The organism is Paenibacillus sp. LHD-117 (assembly GCF_030929555.1).
Taxonomy (GTDB): domain Bacteria; phylum Bacillota; class Bacilli; order Paenibacillales; family Paenibacillaceae; genus Pristimantibacillus.
Genome location: NZ_JAVFVT010000035.1, coordinates 1 through 23103 on the forward strand (window position 1 = coordinate 1; position 23103 = coordinate 23103).

19 protein-coding genes are annotated in these 23103 nt (G+C 56.7%); 2 read left to right on the forward strand and 17 right to left on the reverse strand.

Annotation, left to right across the window (positions count from 1 at the left end; genetic code table 11):
* Positions 1-186: hypothetical protein (locus RB620_RS23100; protein ID WP_308098496.1), on the forward strand; the 186-nt coding region annotated here is incomplete at its 5' end.
* A gap of 472 nt (positions 187-658) precedes the next feature.
* Here the strand turns inward: RB620_RS23100 and RB620_RS23105 are convergent.
* From RB620_RS23105 to citZ, 8 genes are all read right to left on the reverse strand, one after another.
* A complete protein-coding gene (locus RB620_RS23105) occupies positions 659-832 on the reverse strand; it encodes a hypothetical protein (RefSeq protein ID WP_308098498.1) in 174 nt (57 codons plus the stop codon).
* A 209-nt stretch (positions 833-1041) separates the two neighbouring features.
* Positions 1042-1830, reverse strand: a complete 789-nt coding sequence (locus tag RB620_RS23110) for a DeoR/GlpR family DNA-binding transcription regulator (protein ID WP_308098628.1) — start codon at positions 1828-1830, stop codon at positions 1042-1044.
* Positions 1830-2786, reverse strand: a complete 957-nt coding sequence (locus tag RB620_RS23115) for a sugar kinase (RefSeq protein WP_308098500.1) — start codon at positions 2784-2786, stop codon at positions 1830-1832. The genes RB620_RS23110 and RB620_RS23115 overlap by 1 nt, the downstream gene beginning before the upstream one ends.
* A gap of 28 nt (positions 2787-2814) precedes the next feature.
* Positions 2815-3246 carry a hypothetical protein gene (locus RB620_RS23120; protein ID WP_308098503.1) on the reverse strand — a complete coding sequence of 144 codons (432 nt, stop codon included), beginning with the start codon at positions 3244-3246 and terminating at the stop codon, positions 2815-2817.
* A 175-nt stretch (positions 3247-3421) separates the two neighbouring features.
* Positions 3422-5578, reverse strand: a complete 2157-nt coding sequence (recQ, locus tag RB620_RS23125; protein WP_308098505.1) for a DNA helicase RecQ — start codon at positions 5576-5578, stop codon at positions 3422-3424.
* A 112-nt stretch (positions 5579-5690) separates the two neighbouring features.
* Positions 5691-6635 (reverse strand): malate dehydrogenase, encoded by a 945-nt coding sequence (mdh, locus tag RB620_RS23130; protein ID WP_308098506.1) that lies wholly within the window; start codon positions 6633-6635, stop codon positions 5691-5693.
* A gap of 69 nt (positions 6636-6704) precedes the next feature.
* Positions 6705-8000, reverse strand: a complete 1296-nt coding sequence (icd, locus tag RB620_RS23135; protein ID WP_308098508.1) for an NADP-dependent isocitrate dehydrogenase — start codon at positions 7998-8000, stop codon at positions 6705-6707.
* A gap of 98 nt (positions 8001-8098) precedes the next feature.
* Entirely contained in the window at positions 8099-9211 is a 1113-nt protein-coding gene (gene citZ, locus RB620_RS23140; RefSeq protein WP_308098510.1) for a citrate synthase, read from the reverse strand.
* A gap of 410 nt (positions 9212-9621) precedes the next feature.
* On the opposite strand from citZ, the gene RB620_RS23145 reads away from it, so the two are divergent.
* On the forward strand, positions 9622-11151 hold the full coding sequence (locus RB620_RS23145; protein WP_308098512.1) for a Ppx/GppA phosphatase family protein: 1530 nt from the start codon (positions 9622-9624) through the stop codon (positions 11149-11151).
* Here the strand turns inward: RB620_RS23145 and ppk1 are convergent.
* The 9 genes from ppk1 to RB620_RS23190 form a co-directional block, all read right to left on the reverse strand.
* Entirely contained in the window at positions 11148-13220 is a 2073-nt protein-coding gene (gene ppk1 / locus RB620_RS23150) for a polyphosphate kinase 1 (RefSeq protein WP_308098514.1), read from the reverse strand. The genes RB620_RS23145 and ppk1 overlap by 4 nt on opposite strands.
* A gap of 120 nt (positions 13221-13340) precedes the next feature.
* Positions 13341-13733, reverse strand: coding sequence for an FxsA family protein (locus tag RB620_RS23155; RefSeq protein WP_308098516.1), 393 nt, complete (start codon positions 13731-13733; stop codon positions 13341-13343).
* A gap of 42 nt (positions 13734-13775) precedes the next feature.
* Entirely contained in the window at positions 13776-14246 is a 471-nt protein-coding gene (locus tag RB620_RS23160; protein WP_308098517.1) for an acyl-CoA thioesterase, read from the reverse strand.
* 99 nt (positions 14247-14345) lie between these two features.
* Entirely contained in the window at positions 14346-16100 is a 1755-nt protein-coding gene (pyk, locus tag RB620_RS23165) for a pyruvate kinase (RefSeq protein ID WP_308098518.1), read from the reverse strand.
* 126 nt (positions 16101-16226) lie between these two features.
* The gene (locus RB620_RS23170; RefSeq protein ID WP_308098520.1) at positions 16227-17288 is read right to left on the reverse strand and encodes an acetyl-CoA carboxylase carboxyltransferase subunit alpha; all 1062 of its coding nucleotides are present in this window, start codon (positions 17286-17288) and stop codon (positions 16227-16229) included.
* Positions 17278-18156 (reverse strand): acetyl-CoA carboxylase, carboxyltransferase subunit beta, encoded by an 879-nt coding sequence (gene accD, locus RB620_RS23175; RefSeq protein ID WP_308098522.1) that lies wholly within the window; start codon positions 18154-18156, stop codon positions 17278-17280. Before accD ends, RB620_RS23170 begins: the two co-directional genes overlap by 11 nt.
* Positions 18157-18198: 42 nt before the next feature.
* The gene (locus tag RB620_RS23180) at positions 18199-18387 is read right to left on the reverse strand and encodes a glutamate decarboxylase (protein WP_308098630.1); all 189 of its coding nucleotides are present in this window, start codon (positions 18385-18387) and stop codon (positions 18199-18201) included.
* A 344-nt stretch (positions 18388-18731) separates the two neighbouring features.
* A complete protein-coding gene (locus RB620_RS23185; RefSeq protein WP_308098524.1) occupies positions 18732-19223 on the reverse strand; it encodes a phosphatidylglycerophosphatase A family protein in 492 nt (163 codons plus the stop codon).
* 98 nt (positions 19224-19321) lie between these two features.
* Positions 19322-23062 (reverse strand): DNA polymerase III subunit alpha, encoded by a 3741-nt coding sequence (locus RB620_RS23190; protein WP_308098526.1) that lies wholly within the window; start codon positions 23060-23062, stop codon positions 19322-19324.
* Positions 23063-23103 lie beyond the last annotated feature (41 nt).

Genomic DNA, 23103 nt, shown 5'->3' on the forward strand with positions numbered 1-23103 from the left:
GCGCTCCTGCGCATTCGCCTTGTGAAAGCTTACGAAATCGTGGATTTTCAAGGGTTTGTTTCACCAAAATCACCTATTATCTCGAAAGATATACCCGTTAGAAAAGGTATTCTTCGCGATTATTGGGGTGATTTCCAAAAGTCAAGGGGTTTTCCGTTTTTTAGCTTACATTTCTATGACTATTAATCGGTTTCCATCACTTGGAATGAACTGCATAAGTCATGCTAGATAATAATGTACCTTCAAATAATCAACTTATCATTATAAAAATGTTGGGAATGGGTTAAATAGGGATGCCCACACCATAAACGCTTCCCTGGCAAGGATAAGCGTTTATGTTTTTTTGCGTAATCTTCAGTATACTTGTGATGCCGCGAATTTGGCGGCTCCAGACGAGGGCGGACCGGCTTCGGAGCAATAGCCGGAAGGGCAGGTCGCCCTCCCCCTAGCCATTGACGTAAACAATCCGACACGATTAATAGTGTTATTCAATACGTTTGCGCGTCAGCTGCGCTGGTATTTCTCCAATCATAGCGAAATTCCAAGCTCTCAAATTCAACATATTTATCCATCTACTTTGCCCCTGGTGACAGCGACGCTGGTACTACCCCTTCCTCAAAGGCAGGGGCTGTTTGACGTTGCTTCCTTTCATGTTTGTTTAAGTGTGCTGGATTTGACGCTTACGTTTAATCAGCAGCCAGCGCGACTTTACGACGATAAAAGTCGGCACGCTCACGAAATCGGGATCCACGACGGCGACGTTCACGATTCCATGGAACACGGAGCTGAAGGCTTTCGGCCCCATATATAATGCCGAGCCGCTCACATTCAAAGCCGACGCTCCCATTCATGTATGGGGCATGCATGCAACCAGCACGAACCGGATCCAAACCGCGGATTTTGCGCCAGAATCGTTAAGCGGCCTGGAATGGGCGGTTTTGTTTTCCTTGCGGTTCGACGAGGAAGACAAGACAAAAAGCCGCTCCTCCCGGATCCGAGCGGATCGGGAAGGAACAGCTCCATTCGTTCATTAGTATTACATTAGTCCGTCACGTAGACTTTGACTTGATGGCGCTCCAGCTCCAGCGCTAGTTCGCCTTCGAGGGGCAGATCGGTAATGACCGCCTTCAGCTCACCTACGCTAGCCACTGTAAACAAGGAGTTCCGGTTGCTCTTCGTATGGTCAAAGACGGCATACGTCTCTTGCGAACGCTTGATCAGCGCTTTGGCGCTTTGCGCTTCCTGTTCGGAATAGCTGGAGATGCCGCCTGCGGCGGAGATGCCGTCGATGCCGATAAACATCTTGCCGATATGCAGCTGCGAGATCATGCCTTCGCCGAGCGGCCCACACAGCTCGAAGCTGTTATGCCGCATAATGCCGCCCGTGACGACCACCTGAATCTGGCTGCCTGCCAGCTCCATCGCGATGTTGACGGCATTCGTCACGACGGTAATGCCTTTGCGCAGCTTCAGCAGCTTGGCGAGCAGGAAATTGGTCGTCCCGCCGGACAATCCGATAACGTCGCCTTCGTGAATAAGCGTCGCGGCAAGCGCGGCGATCTTCTCTTTCTCGAGAATCGAAAGTCCTTCCTTCTCCGAGAAAGGCAGCTCGCGCATCGTGCCCATGCCGTCGTACATCGCTCCACCGATCGTCCGAATGACGGGATATACGCCTTCCATCTGCTCCAAATCCCTGCGTGCGGTCGCCTCCGAGCAGCCGAAACGTTCCACCATCTCCGTAATCGTAACGCGCCCTTGCTGCTTCAGCAGCTGCAGGATCGCTTCCCTACGACGCTGCCCTTTGGATCCCCCCGTAAGCTCCGTCGTCATTAGCGTTCCACCCACGCCTTCGCCGACATCCGTTGTTCCACGACGTCCCATTCCGGCAGCGCTTCCCAATCTCCGCGCATTTGGACGACCAGGGAGCCGTTAATGCTGGCCAGACGCACCGCTTCCACCGGCGACATGCCTTTCATCAGCCCTGCAAGGAAACCCGCGCAGAAGCCGTCTCCGGCGCCCACGGTATCGACGACCTGCTCTGCCGGATAGAACGGCACCGAAGTTTCTTCGCCCTTCTCGAGCACGATCGTCGCGTCGCCCATCCCTTTGACCACGCTGATCGCTTTGAGCTCCGAAAGCTTGGCTTTCACTTCTTTATAATCGTTACTTTCGTACAGCAGGCGAAGCTCGTCCCAGCCCGGAAGGAAATAATCCGCGTCCTCGGCCAGCGGCAGCAGCGTCTCGCGCGCATCTTCGATCGACCACAGCTTCAGCCGAAGATTCGGGTCGAAGCTGACGAGCACGCCCGCCTCCTTCGCGATGTCGACGGCGCGACGCACCGTCTTCCGGCAATCTTCGCTGAGCGCGCACGTAATGCCCGTCACGTGGAGCAGCTTCGCCCCCCGGATGTAATTCTCGTCGAGATCCTCCGGGCGCATCCGGCTTGCAGCCGAATGTTTGCGGAAGTAATGGACAGCCAGCCGTCCGGCGACATGCTCGCGGAACATCATGCCGGTCGGCGCTTCTCCGCTCAGCTTCGCGCGCGATATATCGACGCCCTCGCCGCGCAGCGTCTTCAAGATCAGCTTGCCGAACGGATCGTCGCCAAGCGCCCCGAACCAACCCACGGACGAGCCGAGCCTGGCGAGGCCGATCGCCACGTTGCTTTCGGCGCCGCCGAATCCTTGCTCCAGCTTGGAGGCGCGTTCGATAGACTTATGCTCCTCCGGCATGAACAAAGCCATGGATTCGCCGAACGTTACGATTTGAGGTGAAACATCAGACACAACAGACTCCCCCTTGTACCCCTACCGGTTAGGCGATCTCGTAAATCGGGTATTTCATGAAATAAATAACAACGATGTACAATACTAGAACGATAAGGCTCAGCGCTCTAGCTTTTTTGATATGAGCGTCCGTGCTTTGCCCGTTCTGGATCGCTTCCACGATTTTCTTAAGCGGTTTCGTCACGATGCCTCCAAGGGCTGCGATGCCAAGGAACAACAATGTAACAATGATCATCCAGATGACTGCGTAATCGTTTTGGGACATCAAGTAACCGCCCGTGAGCAGTTGCAGGACCAAAAAATATTGTGCGATCCGGTTCGCCGGCAGAAGCCCTTCCGCTAATCCGGATTGTCCCATTCCGGCAAGCTTGGACGCTCTTCCGAGCATGATGGGCAATACGATATAGAAGCCCATTCCGACCGCCCCGATGACATGTAGCAACAACATCACTTTCAGCATATATATTCCTCCTGATTCTGGGTAACTATCATCACTAGTTTATCAGAAACCAACGATTTTTCAAATTGCAAAGAAACGCCCGACCGCTCTGCCCGCCCATCGGTCGGTCAAGCGGAGCGGTCAAACCGTCCACTCGATTTAAGTCGCTTCAGCTCGGTTCGCAGCTCGCTCTGACTCAATAACCGTGCTTGCACAACACGCCATGAATCGCGAAATACGTAACCTCCGGCGGAGCGGCATCCTTGATCGGCCTCAGCTTCTCTGTGCCCGCCTCCCGCACGGCTGCTAGAATCGCTTCCTCCAGATGGGGCGGGATAATGCGATCCCAGTCCACTTCCTCCCCTTCCTGGGCGCAGCGGATAATGTGGCCTTCCACCGTGACCTGGCTCATGCCCCGCTCGCGCGCGATCTCGGCCGGCTCCAGCCCTTCACGGAACAGCTGGAGCGATTGAAGATGGCTTGGAGTCTCTTCGCCGCTGCCCGCCTGCGCGGAAACCGAGCGATGCGCGCGGCTTGCGGTTTGAAGTCTCGGCGTCGGCGGCGTATCGCCGGATTCCGCGGACATCGTTTGTACGATGTCCAGCAGCGCCGCGCCGTACTTGGCTCCTTTGGCTCCGCCGATTCCTTTGATCGACAACAGCTCGTCCATGTCCATCGGACGCGCATCCGCGATTTCCTTCAGAGTCGCGTCGAAAAAAATCATAAACGGCGGAACGCCCTCTAGCGACGCCGTTTCTCTCCGCCACTGCTTCAAGGCATCGAATAGCGGCGAGACATGTCCGCTTGCGTTCCCGGCGGCCTGGCGAACCGACGCGCGTACACGCTGCGTGATTGCCTCTTTGCCTTCGAGCACGGGCAGCGCGTTCGCCGTCAGCGAAACCGTCGGATATTGCCCTTCGCTCAGGCGCATGTAACCTTCGGCGACGAGCCAATAAAGCCAATCCGCGATCTCCTTCTCCGGAAGCCTGCTCATAAGCCCGTAGGTCGTCAGGCGATCCAAGCCGAACTCCAGCAGCCGTTTGTCGCGCGAGCCTTTGAGTACCTTGGCGGCCATCGTGACGCCGAACCTGCCTTTCATCCGCCCGACGCAGGATAACGCCATCTTCGCTTCCTCCGTCCGGTCGACAGGCTCGCTCTTATCCAGGCAGCTGCTGCATTTGCCGCATGCCTCGACATCCGTCTCGCCGAAATAATCGACGATGAATTGCTGCAGGCAGCGCTGCGTCCTGCTGTAGTTCATCATCTGATGCAGCTTGGCCAGCTGAATCGACTTCCGCTCCGTATCACCGGATCCTTGCTCGATTAAGAAACGCTGCACCTGCATATCGGCGGGCTCGAACAGGAGAATGCAGTCGCTCTCTTCCCCGTCGCGCCCGGCTCTTCCCGCTTCCTGATAATACGATTCCAGATCGCCGGGCATTTGCCAATGCAGAACGAACCGCACGTTCGGTTTGTCGATGCCCATGCCGAACGCGTTCGTGGCGACCATCACCCGGCTTCGGTCGAAGCGGAACGCTTCCTGCGCTTCCGCTCGTTCCGCATCGCCCATTCCGCCATGGTATTTGCCCGCCTCGATGCCGCTCGCTTGCAGCATGCCGCACACCTCTTCCGTTTCCTTGCGGGTGGCGGTATAAATAATGCCGGACTGCTCCGCGCGCTCCTTCAGGAATTGCGCCAAAAACCGTTTCTTGTCCACGCCCGTCACGACGGACAGCGCAAGGTTCGGCCTGGCGAAGCCGGTGACGTATCGGCGCGGCCGGTTCAACCGAAGCATCGCTTCGATGTCGTCCGCCACCTCGGGCGTCGCCGTCGCGGTGAACGCCGCGACGAGCGGCCGGTTCGGCATTCGTCCGATCCAGCCCGCGAGCTGCCTGTAGCTCGGACGGAAGTCATGTCCCCATTGCGAGACGCAATGCGCTTCGTCGATCGCGATAAGCGGAATCTGAAGCTGCTCCGAGAGCGATCCGAACATCGCGGAGTCCAGCCGCTCGGGCGCGATGTAGAGCAGCTTATATTCGCCTTGCATCGCGCTGCGCAGCACTTCCCTGTATTCCGCGGCGCCCAGCGAGCTGTTCAGGAAAGCGGCCGACACGCCGAGTCTGCGGAGACTGTCCACTTGATCCTTCATTAAGGAGATGAGCGGCGAGATGACAAGCGTCGTGCCGGGCAATAACAAAGCAGGCAGCTGATAACAGACGGACTTGCCACCCCCCGTCGGCAGAATGGCTAGCGTGTCGCTGCCTTCCACGATGCCGGATATGATCTCCTCCTGCCCCTTGCGGAAGCTGTCGAAGCCGTAGATTTGTTTCAATAACGTTTTGGCCTGTTCCATTCCCTTCCCTCCTACTCGATTGTTTCGAAAAGAAAGAAGACCCTGGCATCAGCTGTCAGGGTCCTCCCGTACCGGCCGTACAAGCGGCCGCTATATCAAACGCCGGGCATGATTAGCCGGCTTGTACGATTCCAATCACGTTGCGAACGGATTGCGCGGATTTGTCCAGCGCGGCTTGCTCTTCATCCGTCAGCTCAAGCTCGATGACCTTCTCGATGCCGTCGCCGCCGATAACGGCAGGCACGCCCATGAACAAGTTTTCGTATCCGTATTCGCCCTCCAGGTAAGCGATAACCGGGATGATCCGTTTCTTGTCCTTCAGCACCGCTTCCGTCATTTGGACGAGGGATGCCGCGGGAGCGTAATACGCGCTGCCGTTGCCGAGCAGGCCCACGATCTCACCGCCGCCCACTCGGGCGCGCTGCACGATCGCTTCGATCCGATCGGCGGGAATCAGCTTTTCGATCGGGATACCCGCAACGTTGGAGTATCGCACGAGCGGCACCATGTCGTCGCCGTGGCCGCCGAGCACGAAACCGCGAACGTCTTCAACCGATACGTTCAGCTCTTGCGCGATGAACGTGCAGTAACGTGCGGTATCGAGGACGCCGGATTGGCCGATCACGCGGTTCTTAGGGAAACCAAGCGTCTGGAACGCCACGTAAGTCATCGCGTCAACCGGGTTGCTGAGGATGATGACATAGGCGTCAGGGCTAGTCGCTTTCACGTTCTCGCACACGGACTTCACGATGCCCGCGTTCGTGCTTACGAGGTCGTCGCGGCTCATGCCGGGCTTGCGCGCGATGCCGGCCGTGATGATGACCACGTCGGAATCCTTGGAATCCTCGTAACTTGCCGTGCCGACGATGCCCGCGTCTACGCCCATAACCGGCGTAGCTTCCAGCATGTCGAGCGCTTTGCCTTTCGTCGGGTTCTCTAGCGGCGCGATATCAAGCAATACGATGTCGCCCAGTTCCTTCTGCGCCAGCATGAGTGCGGTTGTCGCTCCCGTGAAGCCTGCGCCTACTACCGTAATTTTTTTGCGCTTGATTGCCATTGAAATAACCCTCCCGAATACGTTTATGTTTCCCAGAGCCGAGCGATGGGGGTTCCGTTCGAATTCAGCTTACATGTTTGCGATGATTTGATCGGCGAACGCGGAGCACTTCACTTCAGTAGCGCCATCCATCAGACGCGCGAAGTCGTAAGTAACCGTTTTGTTGTTGATCGACGTTTCCATGCCTTTGTAGATCAGGTCGGCCGCTTCCTGCCATCCAAGGTGCTCCAGCATCATAACGCCGGACAGGATAACCGAGCCAGGGTTTACAACGTCTTTGTCCGCGTACTTCGGAGCCGTGCCGTGAGTCGCTTCGAAGATCGCGTGGCCGGTCAGGTAGTTGATGTTCGCGCCAGGGGCGATGCCGATGCCGCCTACTTGCGCAGCCAGTGCGTCGGACAGGTAGTCGCCGTTCAGGTTCAGCGTAGCGATAACGTCGAAGTCCGTAGGACGAGTAAGAACTTGTTGCAACGCGATGTCCGCGATTGCGTCTTTTACGATGATTTTGCCGGCTGCTTCCGCTTCGGATTGCGCTTTGTTAGCCGCGTCGACGCCTTCGGCTTCTTTGATGCGGTCATATTGGCCCCAAGTGAACGTTTGCTCCGCGAACTCTTGCTCGGCGACCTCGTAACCCCAGTTTTTGAACGCGCCTTCCGTGAACTTCATGATGTTGCCTTTGTGCACCAGCGTAACCGTCTTGCGGCCGTGCTTGATTGCGTATTCGATCGCGGCGCGCGCAAGACGTTTCGAACCTTCGGCCGATACGGGCTTGATGCCGATGCCGGAAGTTTCCGGGAAACGGATTTTCTTCACGCCCATTTCGTTTTGCAGGAATTCGATCACTTTTTTCACTTCCGCGGAACCTTCCGCGTACTCGATTCCAGCGTAGATGTCTTCTGTGTTCTCGCGGAAGATGACCATGTTCACGAGCTCCGGACGTTTAACCGGGGAAGGCACGCCGTCGAAGTAACGAACGGGACGCAGGCAAGTGTACAGGTCAAGCTCTTGGCGAAGCGCTACGTTCAGGGAACGGATGCCGCCGCCGATCGGCGTAGTCAATGGGCCTTTGATCGCAACGATGTATTCGCGGATCGCCGTCAAAGTATCGGCAGGCAGCCACTCGCCGTATTCGTTGAACGCTTTTTCGCCTGCGAATACTTCGTACCAAGCGATTTTTTTCTCGCCGCTATAGGCTTTCTCTACCGCCGCGTCAAGCACGCGTTTCGAAGCGCGCCAAATGTCGCGTCCCGTGCCGTCGCCCTCGATGAACGGGATGATAGGTTGGTTTGGAACTTGCAAAGCGCCGTTGTCAATCGTAATTTGTTCGCCTTCCGTTGGAAGTGCGTATTTTTCGAACTGTGCCATGAATGAATTCCTCCTAGAATGGGTGATTGATAAGAACAAACAGGGAAAAGGAGAACAAGCAGGCTGCTTGCTCTCGCTCTTCGAGTCGCAATGCGCTATTAGCGTTGCTCGATCGGAATGTACTTCGCATTCACGGGACCGACGTAATCGGCGCGCGGACGGATCAAGCGGTTGTCTTGATACTGCTCCAGGATATGGGCGCTCCAGCCCGACAAGCGGCTGATCGCGAAGATCGGCGTGAACAGGTCGCGCGGAATTTCAAGCGCCGTGTATACGGAAGCGGAATAGAAATCGACGTTCGGCTTGAGGCCTTTTTGGCCGGTGACAAGCTCTTCGATCTTCACGGACATTTCGTACAGCTCCATGTCGCCTTTCAGCTTGCCCAGCTCGTGGGACATCTTCTGCAGATGTTTCGCGCGAGGGTCGCCGTTCTTGTACACGCGGTGTCCGAAGCCCATAATTTTTTGTTTGTTCGCCAAGGCGTTGTTTATGTAGCCTTCGACGCCGGCAAACGAACCGATCTCTTCCAGCATGACCATAACGGCTTCGTTCGCGCCGCCGTGCAGCGGGCCCTTAAGCGCGCCGATCGCGGAAGTGATGCCGGAATAGATGTCGGAGAGGGTCGCAACGGTTACGCGAGCCGCGAACGTGGAGGCGTTCAGCTCGTGATCGGCATGCAGCACAAGCGCTTGGTCCAAAGCCTTAACAGCAACGTCAGCGGGCTCATTGCCCGTCAGCATGTACAGGAAGTTATAAGCGATCGATACGCCTTTCTTCGGCGCGACCGGCTCCTTGCCTTCGCGAATGCGGGCGAACGCGGCGATGACAGTAGGCAGCTGGGCCTGCAATTTAATCGCTTTCAGTTGATTCGCTTCAGGCGTCATGTCATTCGCCGCAGGGTCGTACAGCGCCAGGCTGGACACTGCCGTACGGAGAGCCGCCATCGAATTCGTATCCTTCGGATACAGCTTCATGCCTTCCAGAACCGCATTTGGTACTGCCGCATACTCATCCAGCTGTTTCTGCAGCGTGTCTAGCTCGGAACGGTTCGGCAGTTTGCCGTACCATAGCAGGTAAGCTACCTCTTCGAACGAAGCGTTCTCTGCAAGATCGTCGATATTAATGCCGCGATAGGTCAAGACTCCGTCAATGATTGAGCTGATGGACGAAGCTGCCGCGACGATGCCTTCCAGACCTTTGGTTGCTGTCATCGTTCTCTCTCCTTTATACTCGAAATAGTAAACTGACAAGGGTGAAACGGCTGTCGCCGTCCTTGGCGGTGGGGCGCGTTTCATTCCGTGAATTCTAAGCTCATAATAAGGTGAAAAACTTACAATTGCTTAAAATTCAAAATGGAATACTTTTCTGTTTCATCGCTATTAATCATAAATGATTTTGCCGGTGAAGCCAACAAAATGGGACATAAAATTGCTTTATCGGCATCATTCATAAAATGAATCGCCACCATCCCAAAGCCGCATCACGCTTGAAATTCCACATAACCTCGACAGCTAATTATTCCACTCTGCGGATGGGATTATACTTCGAAATGCGGCGAATTATATGTTAATATATCCAGAAGACTATCGGCACGCCAAGCTTGCCGGAACGGAGGTACGCCATGACAGGACAACGTATCGGAATCATCGACATCGGCTCCAATTCCGTGCGCCTCGTCGTGTACGAAAGAACCGACAACGGCGGACATCGCGTCGTCGACGGCAGCAAACGCTCGGCCAGGCTGAGCGGCGAGATCGACGAGACGGGCGCACTGAAGCAAGAGGCGTTGTCCGGCCTTGTCGATACGCTGCGCCACTTCACGCGCATCTGCTCGCATCACGGCATCGGCCATATCCGTGCGGTCGCTACGGCGGCCGTGCGCAACGCAACCAACCGCCGGGACATTATGGATCGCATCAAGCTGGATACGGGATTGACGATCGAATTGCTGTCCGGGGAGGACGAAGCTTCCTTCGGATTCCTCGGCATGATCAATTCCTTGAATATCGCGGAAGGTTTTCTCGTCGATATCGGGGGCGGAAGCACGGAGTTGACGTTATTCCGAGAGCGGAGCATCGTCGCTTCCGTCTCCTTCCCGTTTGGCTGCGTGAGCCTGAACAAAAAATACGATTCCAAGGAAGGGTTGTCCGACGATGCGTTAAAAGGAATCGAATCCGTCGTCGCGGAAGCGATCAAAGGACATGCCTGGATTCGCGAATCATCCGGGTTGCCGCTTGTGGGCGTCGGCGGTACCGTCCGCGCGCTCGGCAAGATCCATCAAGCCTCGACGGACTATCCGTTCCAGCAGACGCATAATTACGCGATCGGGAAGGAACAGGTCGACGGGCAATTCGACGCGATGCGCAAGCTTCCGCTCGACCGCAGGCGGAAGCTGCCCGGCTTGTCCAAGGATCGCGCAGACGTCATCGTGCCCGGCATCGCCATCCTGCGGGCGATCTTCCGCGCCGTCCGGGCGGATTATTATCTCATTTGCGGAGCCGGCTTGCGCGACGGCTTGTTCCATGCAACAAGGTTCCCGAACCGGCCGAAGCTCGACGATCCGCTGGGCTTCAGCTTGAAGAACGTCTGCGCCCTTCACACCGAAGCGCCCAGACAACATGTCATGCAGGTGAACAGACTCGCCATGGAGTTGATCGAATCGCTGCTTCCGCGTGAAGAGACGTCCGAGGCTTGGATGCTGCTCGACGCGGCAAGCCAGCTCTATCGAATCGGAGCGTCCATCGACTATTACGATTACGCGAGACACTCCTTCTATCTGATCATCCATTCCCATTTGAACGGGTTGTCGCATCGGCAAATCATTATGACCGCCGCCATTGCCTCCTTCAAGAGCAAGGGAAGGGCGAAAACGCAGATCGCCGAGTTCAAAACGCTGGTCAGCGAATCCGATCTCGAGTTGATCTGCAAGCTTGGCTTGCTGCTTCAGCTTGCTGCCGCACTGGACCGCACAGAGACGCAAAGCATCGGCCATCTCATTATCCGGGCTACGGATAGCCAGCTGCTCCTTCGTCCGTTGCAGCCACGCGGCTCCATGGCCGTCGAGCGTCGCGAAGTCGACGAGATCGCGGCCGATTTCAAAAAAAATTGGGGTCTGCTGCCCGTCCTCGATTTCTATCACAGAAAGAACTAAGCATGGCCTTTCCACAGCGGGATGAGCTTCGCCTCGAACTGACTGCGGAAAGGCTTTTGCGCTTTGCTCGTCAGCTCTATGGACTCGTACAGCCCGCTAGGCTTAAGCTCTCTCGACTTCACGTTATCCTCCAGGTTCAGCTTCAGCATTTTGATGAGCATCGTTCGCAGCTCGGGCTGGTATACCGGACACATAAGCTCGATCCGCTTGGTCAGGTTGCGGGTCATCCAATCCGCGCTGGACAAGTAGACTTCTTCCGCCCCGCCGTTCAAGAAATACATCACCCTGGAATGTTCGAGATAACGGTCGACGATGCTTATTACTTTAATATTTTCGCTGCGGCCCGCGACTCCTGGTCTTAGACAGCATACGCCGCGCACGATCAGTTCGATCTTTACTCCAGCCTGCGATGCCTCGTACAGCTTATCGATAACCTCTTGATTGGACAAGGAGTTCATCTTCGCGATGATATGCGCGCGTTTGCCGGCTAGCGCGTTTTGTTTCTCCCTGTCGATCAACCGGTACAGCTTTTCCTTCAAATCCGTCGGCGCTACCCCGAAAGCCTTCCATTCGTATGGCGACGAATAGCCGGTCACTTCGTTGAAAAGCGCGGACGCATCCCCTCCGATAATCGGATGCGAGGTGAACAGCCCGATGTCCGTGTAGAGCGTCGCCGTGCTGTCGTTGTAGTTGCCCGTGCCCACATGGACGTAACGGCGCAGCGTGCCCTGTTCCCTTCTTACGACAAGCAATATTTTGGCGTGGGTCTTAAGCCCGACAAGGCCATAGACGACATGGCATCCCGCTTTCTCGAGCTGCCTTGCCCAAGCGATATTGCGCTCCTCGTCGAATCTGGCCTTCAGCTCCACGACGACCGTCACTTGTTTGCCGGATTCCGCTGCCTTCGCAAGCGCCTGCACGAGCGCGGACTGCCCGCTCACCCGGTAAAGCGTCATTTTGATGGCAAGCACGTCTGGATCGTATGCCGCTTGCTCGACGAAATCGTTCACCGCTTCGAACGATTCGTAAGGATGATACATAAGCACGTCGCGTCCGCGAATGACCTCGAACATATCGTCGCTCGCGTCGAATTCCCGCGGATAGACGGGCTCCAGCCGTTCGTAGCGAAGATTGTCGTAGCCCGGCAAGCTGTTCACGAACTTCATGAGGAAGCTCAGATCGAGAGGTCCGTCGATTTCGAACAAGTTATCTTCGATCTCTAATTCTTCGCGCAGCGTATCGAGCGCGTAAGGATGCATGCCTTTCACGACCTCAAGCCGGACCGGAATTCCCCACCTGCGTCTGCGAAGCTCCTTCTCGATTTCCTCAAGCAGATCTTCCGCGCCTTCTTCGTTCAGCGTGAGATCCGCGTTGCGCGTAATCCGGAACGGGTTGACGGAAAAAGGCGTATAGCCGTTAAACAACGTATTAATAAACTGCTCGATCAGCTCTTCGAGCAGGACGAACTCCAGCTTCTTGCTGTTGATTCGACCCGGCACGGGTACGAACCTCGACAGAATCGACGGAACCTGGACGATGGCGAACAGCGGCTCCTCCTCCGGCGACGCGCCGTCTCTCTGCAGCAGAACGGCCAAATAAAGCTCTTTGGTATGGACGAGAGGGAACGGCCGGCTTTGGTCGACGGCCATTGGCGTCAGTACGGGGAATACGATCTCATGGAAATAATCCGACACCGCCTTCGTCTGCGCCACGTTCAGCTCGTCGAAGTTGCGAATGCAGATGCCTTCCTTGCCTAAGGCGCGGAAAATTTCGCGGTACGTCCGGTACTGCTCGACGACCATGCCGGTCGTCCGTTTGATCAAGCGTTTCCAAAGTCCCGAAGGGGTATAGCCCGTAAAATCCATCTTCGTCAATCCGGCTCTCATCTGGTCTTGAATACCTGCCACGCGTACGCTCATGAATTCGTCCAAATTGCTGGATACGATCGACAGAAACTTCGCGCGCTCCAATAGAGGGTTGCGGTTATCCTGCGCTTCCTCCAATACCCTGCGGTTAAATTCAATCCAGCTCAAGTCTCGGTTGACATAATGAGATACCTGCTTGGTCATCTTCTTCCTCCTACAGGGTTCATGCTATTCATGGTCGTACCCATTGTGACAGATGACTATTATTGGCATATTAACGAATTGTAAACTTTCCGTTAACGCGCTGATCTTGCACTTCAAAAACTAGAATCTGCGAATCGTAAAATTGCCGTTCCTCATCCGTTTCTCCAGCCACTGCAAGATCATTCTGCGGAAGAGGGGGCGCGTCGCCGGAACGAGCAGAAGGATGCCGAGAATGTCGGTAAAAAAACCGGGCGTTAGCAGCAGCAAGCCGCCGAGCAGCACGCAGATGCCGTCGACCAGAGAAAGTCCCGGCATCTGCCCGCTCTGCATCTGCCTCTGCGCATCCAACCAAACCTTGCGGCCTTCCGTCCTTGCAAAATAAGCGCCGGCAGCACTCATCGCCAAGATAATGAGAAACGTCGTCCATCCGCCGAGCCAGTCGCCAACCTGAAGAATGCCCCACAGCTCTACGATCGGAACGATAAGGAATACGGCAAGCAGCCATTTATACATCCTATTCCACCCCTTCGCCAAAAATTGAACGTCACTTGCCTATTATTTGCGCGCAAGCAACTCGTATAGCTCGGGCATTGCCTTGCTTACCCGGGTCGGCTGCCAATCCGGGCCGACCCATACGTGTTTGGTACCGCCTTCGGCCAGCAGCTCGCCCGGCAAGTCGTCTCCGAATGGAATTTCGGCAGCCTGCCACTGCTCGCTCGAGATAACTTTCCTCACTTGCGACTGGAACGTCACCCGAAGCGCGGAGCTTTCCTCTACCCTAGTGCAGATGAGCAGCATATCGTCGTAACGCCCGGGAGAGGCGTATCGGCAGTTCAAATCAACGACTGGGAGCAGCAGCCCTTTGCTTTCGATCGTTTTGTAATCGTAACCCGCGCTTCGTATCCATTCCGTACGTCCGATCTCGAACCAGGTTACATAGTTGCCGTGAAACACGACGCCCATCTGGTCCGTCTCCTGGTAGCGGACGCGAAGCGGATGAAGCTGCCATGATGCGACTGACAACATCTTCGTCTCTACCTCCACTTTTTTTGAGTACTTTGCGAAAAAAGCGACGGTGAATTCACCATCGCTTCTTCATTGTCGGTATAGGGTTAAATGTCTGAATTACAGTACTTTGGATTGGCCGGAATAAATAACGCCGGTCTCCGCATAAACCGTCACTTCCATGCCGTCCTTCAGGTTGTCTGTCGCGTTCGCAACGCCGAGGATGACCGGAATGCTAAGGTTCAGACCGCAAACGGCCGCATGGCTCGTGATGCCGCCCTGCTCTGTAATGACAGCGCCTGCTTTCTCGAATGCAGGCATATATTCCTTGTCCGTGGAGATCGCGACAAGGATATCTCCAGGCGTCGTTTTGGCGATCGCTTCTTGCGCCGTATGCGCCACAACGAGCTTGCCTGTCACCGTCTGGCTGCCGATGCCTTGACCTTGCGCCAGCAATTCGCCGATATGGTGAATTTTGATCAGGTTCGTCGTTCCGGCGCGGCCAACAGGCACGCCTGCCGTAATGACGATGGTGTCGCCCAGGCTAAGAAGACCCGTGCCCATTGCGCCCTTGACCGCGTTCTCGAACATTTCGTCCGTCGTGGCTGCATCAGAGCCCTTCACCGGAATAACGCCCCAGCCCAGAGCCAGGCGGCGCATGACGCGCTCGTCTGTCGTTACGGCGATGATTGGAGATTTCGGACGGTACTTCGACACCATGCGCGCCGTGAAGCCGCTTTGGGTCGAGGTTACGATCGCCTTGGCGTTCAGGTCCAGCGCGGAGTTCGCGACGGATTGGCTGACCGCTTCCGTTACCGATACTTGCTGCGCGTTCGCTTGTTTCGTGAAGATCTCGCGGTATTCCAGCGCGCTCTCGGCGCGTTCGGCGATACGGGACATCGTCTGAACGGATTCTACTGGGTACTTGCCCGCAGCCGTCTCGCCGGACAACATGATCGCGTCCGTTCCGTCGAAGATGGCATTCGCCACGTCGCTCGCTTCGGCGCGGGTCGGACGAGGGTTGCGCTGCATGGAATCCAACATCTGGGTTGCCGTAATAACCGGCTTGCCCACGCGGTTGCACTTCTTGATCATCATTTTCTGAACGAGCGGAACTTCCTCCGCCGGAATCTCTACGCCGAGGTCGCCGCGGGCAACCATCAGGCCGTCGGACACTTCCAGAATTTCGTCCAGGTTGTCCACGCCTTCTTGGTTCTCGATCTTGGAGATGATTTGGATATGGCTGGCGCCATGTTTCTCGAGCAGCTCGCGAATTTCAAGAACGTCGCTTGCTTTGCGCACGAACGACGCGGCGATAAAGTCGATGCCTTGCTCGATGCCGAACACGATATCTCCCGCATCCTTCTCGGTAATGCCAGGTAAGGAAATCTTCACGCCCGGCACGTTAACGCCTTTCTTGCTCTTGATCGGGCCGCTGTTGACGATGCGGCAATGGATTTCGTTTCCTTCGACGGATTCGACCGTGAGACCGATCAAGCCGTCGTCGATCAGAACGGTGGAACCAACCGAAATATCGTTAGGAAGATTGCCGTACGTAACCGGAATACGAGTGCGGTCACCCAAAATCTCCTCGGTCGTAAGCGTGATGGCATCCCCTTGGATCAGCTCGATCGGCTCTTCTTTCAGCTTGCCGAGGCGAATCTCCGGTCCTTTGGTGTCCAGCAGGATCGCAACCGAAGTGCCGAGTTCGGCATTCGCCTTGCGAATGTTCTTGATGCGGTTGCCATGCTCCTCGAAGTCTCCGTGGGAGAAGTTGAGACGGCCGACGTTCATGCCGGCCTGAATCAGTTTCTTGGTATTTTCCAGCGACTCGCTGGAAGGTCCGATTGTACAGACGATCTTTGTTTTGCGCATGTTAAGTTTCCTCCGTTTAATGCCAGAAATGTCTTTGATCAAGGTGAAACGACTATCTTTAGAATTCTAATATACATGCACGCCCTACCGAGGCTTGTCCTCAGTGCGGGCGGTTGTAACGCCTAGTTAGTTGATTGTCGGCGCCGCTTCGGCGTTCTCTTCGGAAGCCGCCGCGGACGGCGCCTCCGGCGCTCCGCCAGAAGCCGCTTCGGCGTTCTCGTCGCGCTGAAGCTGGGCCATTTGGAAATAGCCGATCTTGCGGAACTTCTGATATCGGTCCTCGATCAGCTCTTCCGCATTCATGCCGAGAAGCTCTTGAAGATGAGTCCAGAGCGCCTGCTTGATCGCGTCGGCTTGGAACTCCAGATCTCGATGGGCGCCGCCTTGCGGCTCCTCGATAATCCCTTCGATGATGCCGAATTCAAGCAAATCCTTCGCCGTAATTTTCATCGCTTCAGCGGCTTGGTCCGCCCTGGAAGCGTCCTTCCACAGAATCGACGCCGCGCCGTTCGGCGAAATGGCCGAATAAATCGCGTTCTCGAGCATCAGCACGCGGTTGCCCACGCCAAGCGCAAGAGCGCCGCCGCTTCCGCCCTCGCCGATAACCACGCAGACGATCGGAACGCCGAAACCGGCCATCTCCCTCAAATTGCGGGCAATCGCCTCGGATTGACCCCTCTCCTCGGCCGTGTTGCCGGGATAGGCGCCTTTGGTATCGATGAACGTCATGATCGGGCGGCCAAACTTATTCGCTTGCTGCATCAGGCGCAAAGCCTTGCGGAAGCCCTCCGGGTGGGGGCTGCCGAAGAATCGCGCGATATTGTCGCGAGTGTCCTTGCCTCTCTGATGGCCGATGACGGTCACCGGCATGCCGTTCAGCTTCGCAAGGCCGCCCACGATCGCCAGATCGTCGGCGAAGAGACGGTCGCCATGAAGCTCCATGAAGTCCGTGAAGATGGCGCCGATGAAGTCAAGCGAAGTCGGACGCCCGTGATGACGGGCCAGATGCATCTTCTGCGCAGGCGTCAGCTCGCTGTACAACTCCTCTTCGAGCTGCTTGCAGCGTTCCTCCAGCCGAAGAATCTCCTCGGTGAAGTCGATGCCTTTGTCCACGCTAAGGCTCTTCAGTTCCGTTATTTTCTGGCGCATCTCAACGATCGGCTTCTCGAAAGGCAGCTCATTCGCCATCGAACGACCCCTCCTTCGCGCAATGCATGTCCAGCAATTGCGTCAACGTTTGTTTCATATCCTTGCGGTGAACGACCTTGTCGAGCTGACCGTGCTGCAGGTTGAACTCCGCGGTTTGGAAGTTGTCCGGAAGCTTCTGGCGTATCGTCTGTTCGATGACGATACGGCCGGCGAATCCGATTAGAGCGCCGGGCTCGGCCAAATTGTAGTCGCCAAGGCTCGCGAAGCTGGCGGAAACGCCGCCCGTCGTCGGATCCGTGAAGACGGAAATGTACAAACCGCCGTCTCCCTGAAACTTCGATAACGCCGCGCTCGTCTTCGCCATCTGCATCAAGCTCAGGATGCTCTCTTGCATCCGCGCTCCGCTCGACGTGGAGAAGATGATAAGCGGAAGGCGCTTCTTATGCGCGGCTTCGATCGCTCTCGTAATCTTCTCTCCCGCGACGGATCCCATGCTGCCCGTGAAGAAGTCGAAGCTCATTACGGCGACGACGACGGGAAATCCACCGATGCGGCCTTCGCCCGTTACGACGGAATCGCGCAGGTTCGACTTCGCCTTCTGCTGCTCCAGTTTGTTCTTGTAGCCCGGGAAGCCGAGCGGATCAACCGACTCCATCTCGGCATCGTATTCAAACAAACGCCCGTCATCGAGCGTCATTCCGATCCGCTCCCACGCGCTAAGCCGGTAATGATGCCCACATGACGAGCATACCTTCAAGTTTTTCTCCAATTCCTTGCTGTAATGAATCGTGCCGCATTTGGAGCACTTGTTCATTAGGCCTTCCGGAATATCGCGTTTGGGACGCTCCGTAGTCGCCGATGGAATCGTTGCGTATTTTTTTTTCGAAAATAAGTCCTTAATTTGCACGTATGTGACACCTCTCAAGGCGCAATAATATCGAACCGATCGTCATGGGCGGATGATGGAGTTGAATACTTCCTGCACTTCCTCCAGCTCGCCGGACGGTACCAGAATCTCATATTGCTGTTTGGACAGATTGACGGGCCGGATTTTGACCAAAAAACCTTCTTCCGTAAGCCGTTTCCTGATGTTTTCTGCCATTTTTGCTGTTGGTGCAATGTAGATAACCGTCCACATCATGGTACCTCCTGAAGCATTGCGCTAGTATAGACGGCAGTCGCCGTCCACTCGCGTCAAAAGCTAACGTTTCACGGTGAATTCTAAGCCCGTATAAGAGGGAATAATGAATCCTTAGAATTTGAGTAAACTTCTTTCGAGGTCTTGGAACGTCGATCAATTGAATAGTTTACCATGCAAACTGCGCTTCGTAAGCGTAAGGAAGGATTTATCGCCATATAGAATGTACGATCCGACGTCCTCGGAAACACGCGAATTCTAGTGTGGTCAACATCGTTCGCTTTACGGGTGTAAACAGAACTTGACCCCGCCAAAGGCCATATGATGTCATAATGATAACATAATCATGGCGATTCGGGCAAATGATATTGGTTCGCTTTGGGGTCTCCATGGGCGATTCTCGCCGACGCCGCCGCCGCCAAGCCGGCTACGAGATCATCCAGAAACACGTGGATTTTCTCGCCTTTCAGGTTCAACTGGCGTATGATTCCCGGCTTCACTTTGTCCAAATAACCGAAGCTGGTGAGGCCGATCATGCCGTATACGTTCGTAATGCCGAGCGCGAGCGTCTCGTCCACGCCGTACAGCGATTCATCCTTCTCCATGATGGCCTGAAGCGGCTCCGGAAGCAGCCGCCGCTCAGCCAACTCGTCGAGGGCGATGCCCGTGTAAAGGACGTACTGAACCTCGCGTTTCTCCAGCACCGCACGCACGCTAACCTCGCATTCCTCGATCGTCAGATCCGCATTGTAGGGTCGCTGCAAGGTATACACGATCTCTGCCACGTCGTCCACGCTGACGCCGCGTTTCGCCAGCCACTTCTCTATTCCGTTCATCGGCTTCATCCTCTCGCTACTGCTTGTATCTCTATGCATATGCTCGTACAAGCCATAATGTGCATACAAAAACAAGATCGTTCCCGCGATCGGATGTCCTACTTGATGACGACGGTATCCGGCCCGAGCAGCCGCTCGATCAATCGTTTGAGCTCTGGCGACGGCGTTACGCGATGACTGTCGCTTAACGCAATCACTTTGCCGTCGCCTTCGTAGAACAGCGCGGTATCGAGCCGGCCGGGATGCGAAACAAGCGCCTGCTTCAGCTTGTTCAGCACATCGGAGCGTTCCTTCTCCGCCGTGATTTTGATATACATGCGCTGCTTCCGCATGTCCGGAGCGCCAGAGAAGCCGCCCGTGCCCGAAGCAGATTGGGCCGAGCCGGCATTCCGCGCGCGCGCATCGGCCGCAGGGCTTGGCGCGTTTTGCGGCCTCCCGCCGCCGGACGGGTATGCGCTCCTCGGCGCCCGATCCGCTTCGGCAATCGGGCCGGCACCGCCGGCTCGGCTTTGCGGCGCTCCTCCTCCGGCAGCCGGCGGCAGCGCCTGTCCGCCTGCCGCTCCGGCGCTGCGGCTCGCTCTATTCCTCGCCTGCTGGCGAAGCCGCTTCACCTGCGCGGCCAGGCTTGCCGCCTCGTGCTCGGGGCCGATCGGCACGACATCCTCTACCAGCAGCTTGTAATCGTCGTCCTGCTGCTGAACGGTCGCCTGCACGATGGCCAGCCCTTCCCGCTCCAGCTTGCCGCCGCACCGTTTCCAAACCGCGGGAAACACGACAGCCTCCACTCGCATGATACGATCCTCGAGCTCAAGGAAACCCATTGCGTTGCCTTTCTTATTCGTGAACGGCTTCAGTCCGGCGACCATGACGCCTACGGTAGCCACGTAGCCGTCAGGCGCGTCCGTCAGCTCCACGAGCCGGTCCAGCTCGAGCCCCTCGAGCTGCGCCGAAACATGATCGAGCGGATGGCCGGACAAATACATGCCGAGCAGCTCCCTCTCGAAGTCCAGCTTCTGCGCCGTCGTGAACTCCCGGATCTCCGGCAGCTCCACGTCCCAATTCTGCACTTCCTCGAAGCCGAACAGCTCGATCTGCAGCTCCTCCCGCTCCTTGCGCCATTTCTGAGCCGTCTCCACCGTCTCCTCCAGTGCGGCCAGCAGCTGCGCCCGATGACCCGGAAGCGAATCGCATGCCCCAGCTTGGATCAACGATTCCAGCACGCGTTTGTTCACGACGCGCAAGTCCACGCGCTTGCATAGATCGAGCAGGCTCGCGTAAGGTCCTGCCGCCCGTTCTTTCCGGATCGCTTCGATCGCCTGCGTGCCCACGTTCTTGACGGAAGCCAGCCCGAATCGCACGGAGCCGCCTACGGGCGTGAACGACGCACCGCTTTCGTTGACGTCGGGCGGCAACACGGTGATGCCCATCCGTCTGCATTCGTCCGCGTATTCCGCCGTCTTGCGCATATTCCCTGTGACCGAAGCCAGCATGGACGCCATGAACGGGACCGGGTAATGCGCCTTCAGCCACGCCGTCTGAAACGCCAGAACGCCATAGGCCGCGGCATGCGCGCGCGGGAAGCCGTAATCCGCGAAACGGACGATCATATCGTAGACGCGGTTGGCCTCGACTTCGCCGTATCCTTGCGACAGGCTTCCTTTGACAAAATGCCCCCGCTCCTCGTCCAGCACTTCGCGTTTCTTCTTCGAAACGGCTCTTCGCAGCAGATCGGCTTCTCCGAGCGAGAAGCCCGCCATCAGCGAAGCGATCTGCATGATCTGCTCCTGGTAGACGATAATGCCGTACGTATCGGCGAGTATCGGCTCCAGCGATTCATGCGGGTAGTCCACGGCTTCCTTGCCGTGTTTGCCTGCGATGTATTTAGGAATGAATTCCATCGGACCCGGACGATATAATGCAAGGACCGAAATGATATCCTCGAAAGCAGTAGGCTTCAGCTCCCGCAGTACGCGCCGAACGCCCGCCGACTCGAGCTGAAAGATACCCGTCGTGTCTCCTCGGCCGAGCATCGCGTATGTCTCCGGATCGGCGTCGCTCACGCTCCGGAAGTCGATCTCCTTGCCCGCGAGCTCCTTGATCCAGCCGAGCGTCCGCTCCAGGATCGACAGGGTCCGCAAGCCCAGGAAATCCATCTTCAGCAGCCCGATCGCCTCGAGATGCTCCATGGAATATTGCGTGAGCGGGATCGATTCGCCGCCTTGCTGCAGGGGTACGTACTGGGTGAGCGGCTCCTTGGCGATAACGACGCCGGCTGCGTGCGTGGAGGCATGCCTCGGCATCCCTTCCACCTTCATCGCCATCCGCAGCAGCGCATCCGTCTTCGGCTGGCGCTCGCAGGCGTCGCGAAGCTCGCCGCTCGTCCGGATCGCCTCCTCCAGCGTTATGCCGAGCTGGCCGGGGATCAGCTTGGCCGCCCTGTCCACCTCCTGGAACGGCACGTTCAGCGCGCGGCCGACGTCCCGAACGGCGGCTTTGGCCGCCATGGTGCCGAACGTGATGATTTGCGCGACATGTTCTTCCCCGTATTTCGCCGCGACGTACGAGATGACCTCGTCTCTCCGTTCGTCGTTGAAGTCGATATCGATATCCGGCATCGTTATGCGCTCGGGATTCAGGAATCGTTCGAATAGAAGCTTGTACTTCAGCGGGTCGACGTCCGTAATCCGAAGCGTATAGGCTACGAGGCTGCCCGCCGACGACCCCCTGCCCGGTCCGGTGCGGATGCCCCGCTCATGGGCGAAACGAATAAAATCCCACACGATCAGGAAATAGTCGCTGAATCCCATGTTGTCGATGACGGAAAGCTCGTAGTCCAGTCGCTCCTCCGCCTTCCTGCAGAAGCTCTCGTCCGTCGTCCAGGCCGGCACTCCCGCGTAACGCGACATGAGTCCGTCCTTGCACAGATCCGCCAAATACCGGGAAGAGCTGCTTCCTTCGGGCACCGGACGGAAGGTCGGCAGCGCCGCGCGGCCAAGCGTCAGCTGCAGCTCGCATTTGTCCGCGATTTCCACCGTGTGTGCGATCGCTTCCGGCACGTGGCGAAACAACGCCTCCATCTCGCCCGCGCTCTTCATATACAACTGGTTCGTTCCGATGCGCAGCCTGTCGCCGTCCTCCACGGTCTTCCCCGTGCCGATACAGATCAGCACATCCTGCACTTCGGCATCCTCCGGACGCAAATAATGGACGTCGTTGGTCGCGACGAGCTTGATTCCGAGCTCGCGCGCCAATCCGATCATCTCGCCCGCTACCTTCTTCTGCTCCAGCATGCCGTGATCTTGTAATTCCAAATAGAAGTCGTCCCCGAAAATTTCCTTGTAGCGCAGCGCCGCCGCCTTCGCATCCTCCCGCCGGTCGAAAAGCAAATGCTGCGAGACTTCGCCCTTCAGGCATGAACTTAAGCATATCAGCCCTTCCGAATGGCTTGCCAGCGATTCCATATCGATGCGAGGCTTATAGTGGAACCCTTCCAAGTGGCCGATCGAGCAGAGCTTCATTACATTTCTGTATCCCGCTTCGTTCTTCGCGAGCAAGATCAAATGATAGGTTGGATTATCCTTGCGAGCGCCTTTCTCGTGCCGCGAGCCTGCCGTCAAATAGAACTCGCATCCGATGATCGGCTTAATGCCGTTAGCCATGCAGGCCCTGTAAAACGGGATCGCTCCGTACATCACGCCATGGTCCGTCAGCGCAAGCGCCTTCATCCCGAGCTCCGCCGCCCTCGCGGTAAGCTCGCGAATGCGCGCCGCGCCGTCCAGCAAGCTATATTCGCTATGCGCGTGCAAATGCACGAATGACGCTTCTCCTATCGCTGCCATCCCAACCGCCCCCTTTTTGTTCCGAACATGGATTCGTATTT

What these genes read in the sequence shown, in the direction of transcription:
- citZ (WP_308098510.1), bottom strand. Translation starts at nt 9,211, where the DNA reads ATGACAGCAACCAAAGGTCTGGAAGGCATCGTCGCGGCAGCTTCGTCC.
- RB620_RS23190 (WP_308098526.1), bottom strand. Translation starts at nt 23,062, where the DNA reads ATGGCAGCGATAGGAGAAGCGTCATTCGTGCATTTGCACGCGCATAGC.
- RB620_RS23160 (WP_308098517.1), bottom strand. Translation starts at nt 14,246, where the DNA reads ATGTTGTCAGTCGCATCATGGCAGCTTCATCCGCTTCGCGTCCGCTAC.
- RB620_RS23185 (WP_308098524.1), bottom strand. Translation starts at nt 19,223, where the DNA reads ATGAACGGAATAGAGAAGTGGCTGGCGAAACGCGGCGTCAGCGTGGAC.
- pyk (WP_308098518.1), bottom strand. Translation starts at nt 16,100, where the DNA reads ATGCGCAAAACAAAGATCGTCTGTACAATCGGACCTTCCAGCGAGTCG.
- RB620_RS23145 (WP_308098512.1), top strand. Translation starts at nt 9,622, where the DNA reads ATGACAGGACAACGTATCGGAATCATCGACATCGGCTCCAATTCCGTG.
- RB620_RS23180 (WP_308098630.1), bottom strand. Translation starts at nt 18,387, where the DNA reads ATGTGGACGGTTATCTACATTGCACCAACAGCAAAAATGGCAGAAAAC.
- RB620_RS23155 (WP_308098516.1), bottom strand. Translation starts at nt 13,733, where the DNA reads ATGTATAAATGGCTGCTTGCCGTATTCCTTATCGTTCCGATCGTAGAG.
- ppk1 (WP_308098514.1), bottom strand. Translation starts at nt 13,220, where the DNA reads ATGACCAAGCAGGTATCTCATTATGTCAACCGAGACTTGAGCTGGATT.
- RB620_RS23110 (WP_308098628.1), bottom strand. Translation starts at nt 1,830, where the DNA reads ATGACGACGGAGCTTACGGGGGGATCCAAAGGGCAGCGTCGTAGGGAA.
- recQ (WP_308098505.1), bottom strand. Translation starts at nt 5,578, where the DNA reads ATGGAACAGGCCAAAACGTTATTGAAACAAATCTACGGCTTCGACAGC.
- RB620_RS23170 (WP_308098520.1), bottom strand. Translation starts at nt 17,288, where the DNA reads ATGGCGAATGAGCTGCCTTTCGAGAAGCCGATCGTTGAGATGCGCCAG.
- icd (WP_308098508.1), bottom strand. Translation starts at nt 8,000, where the DNA reads ATGGCACAGTTCGAAAAATACGCACTTCCAACGGAAGGCGAACAAATT.
- mdh (WP_308098506.1), bottom strand. Translation starts at nt 6,635, where the DNA reads ATGGCAATCAAGCGCAAAAAAATTACGGTAGTAGGCGCAGGCTTCACG.
- RB620_RS23120 (WP_308098503.1), bottom strand. Translation starts at nt 3,246, where the DNA reads ATGCTGAAAGTGATGTTGTTGCTACATGTCATCGGGGCGGTCGGAATG.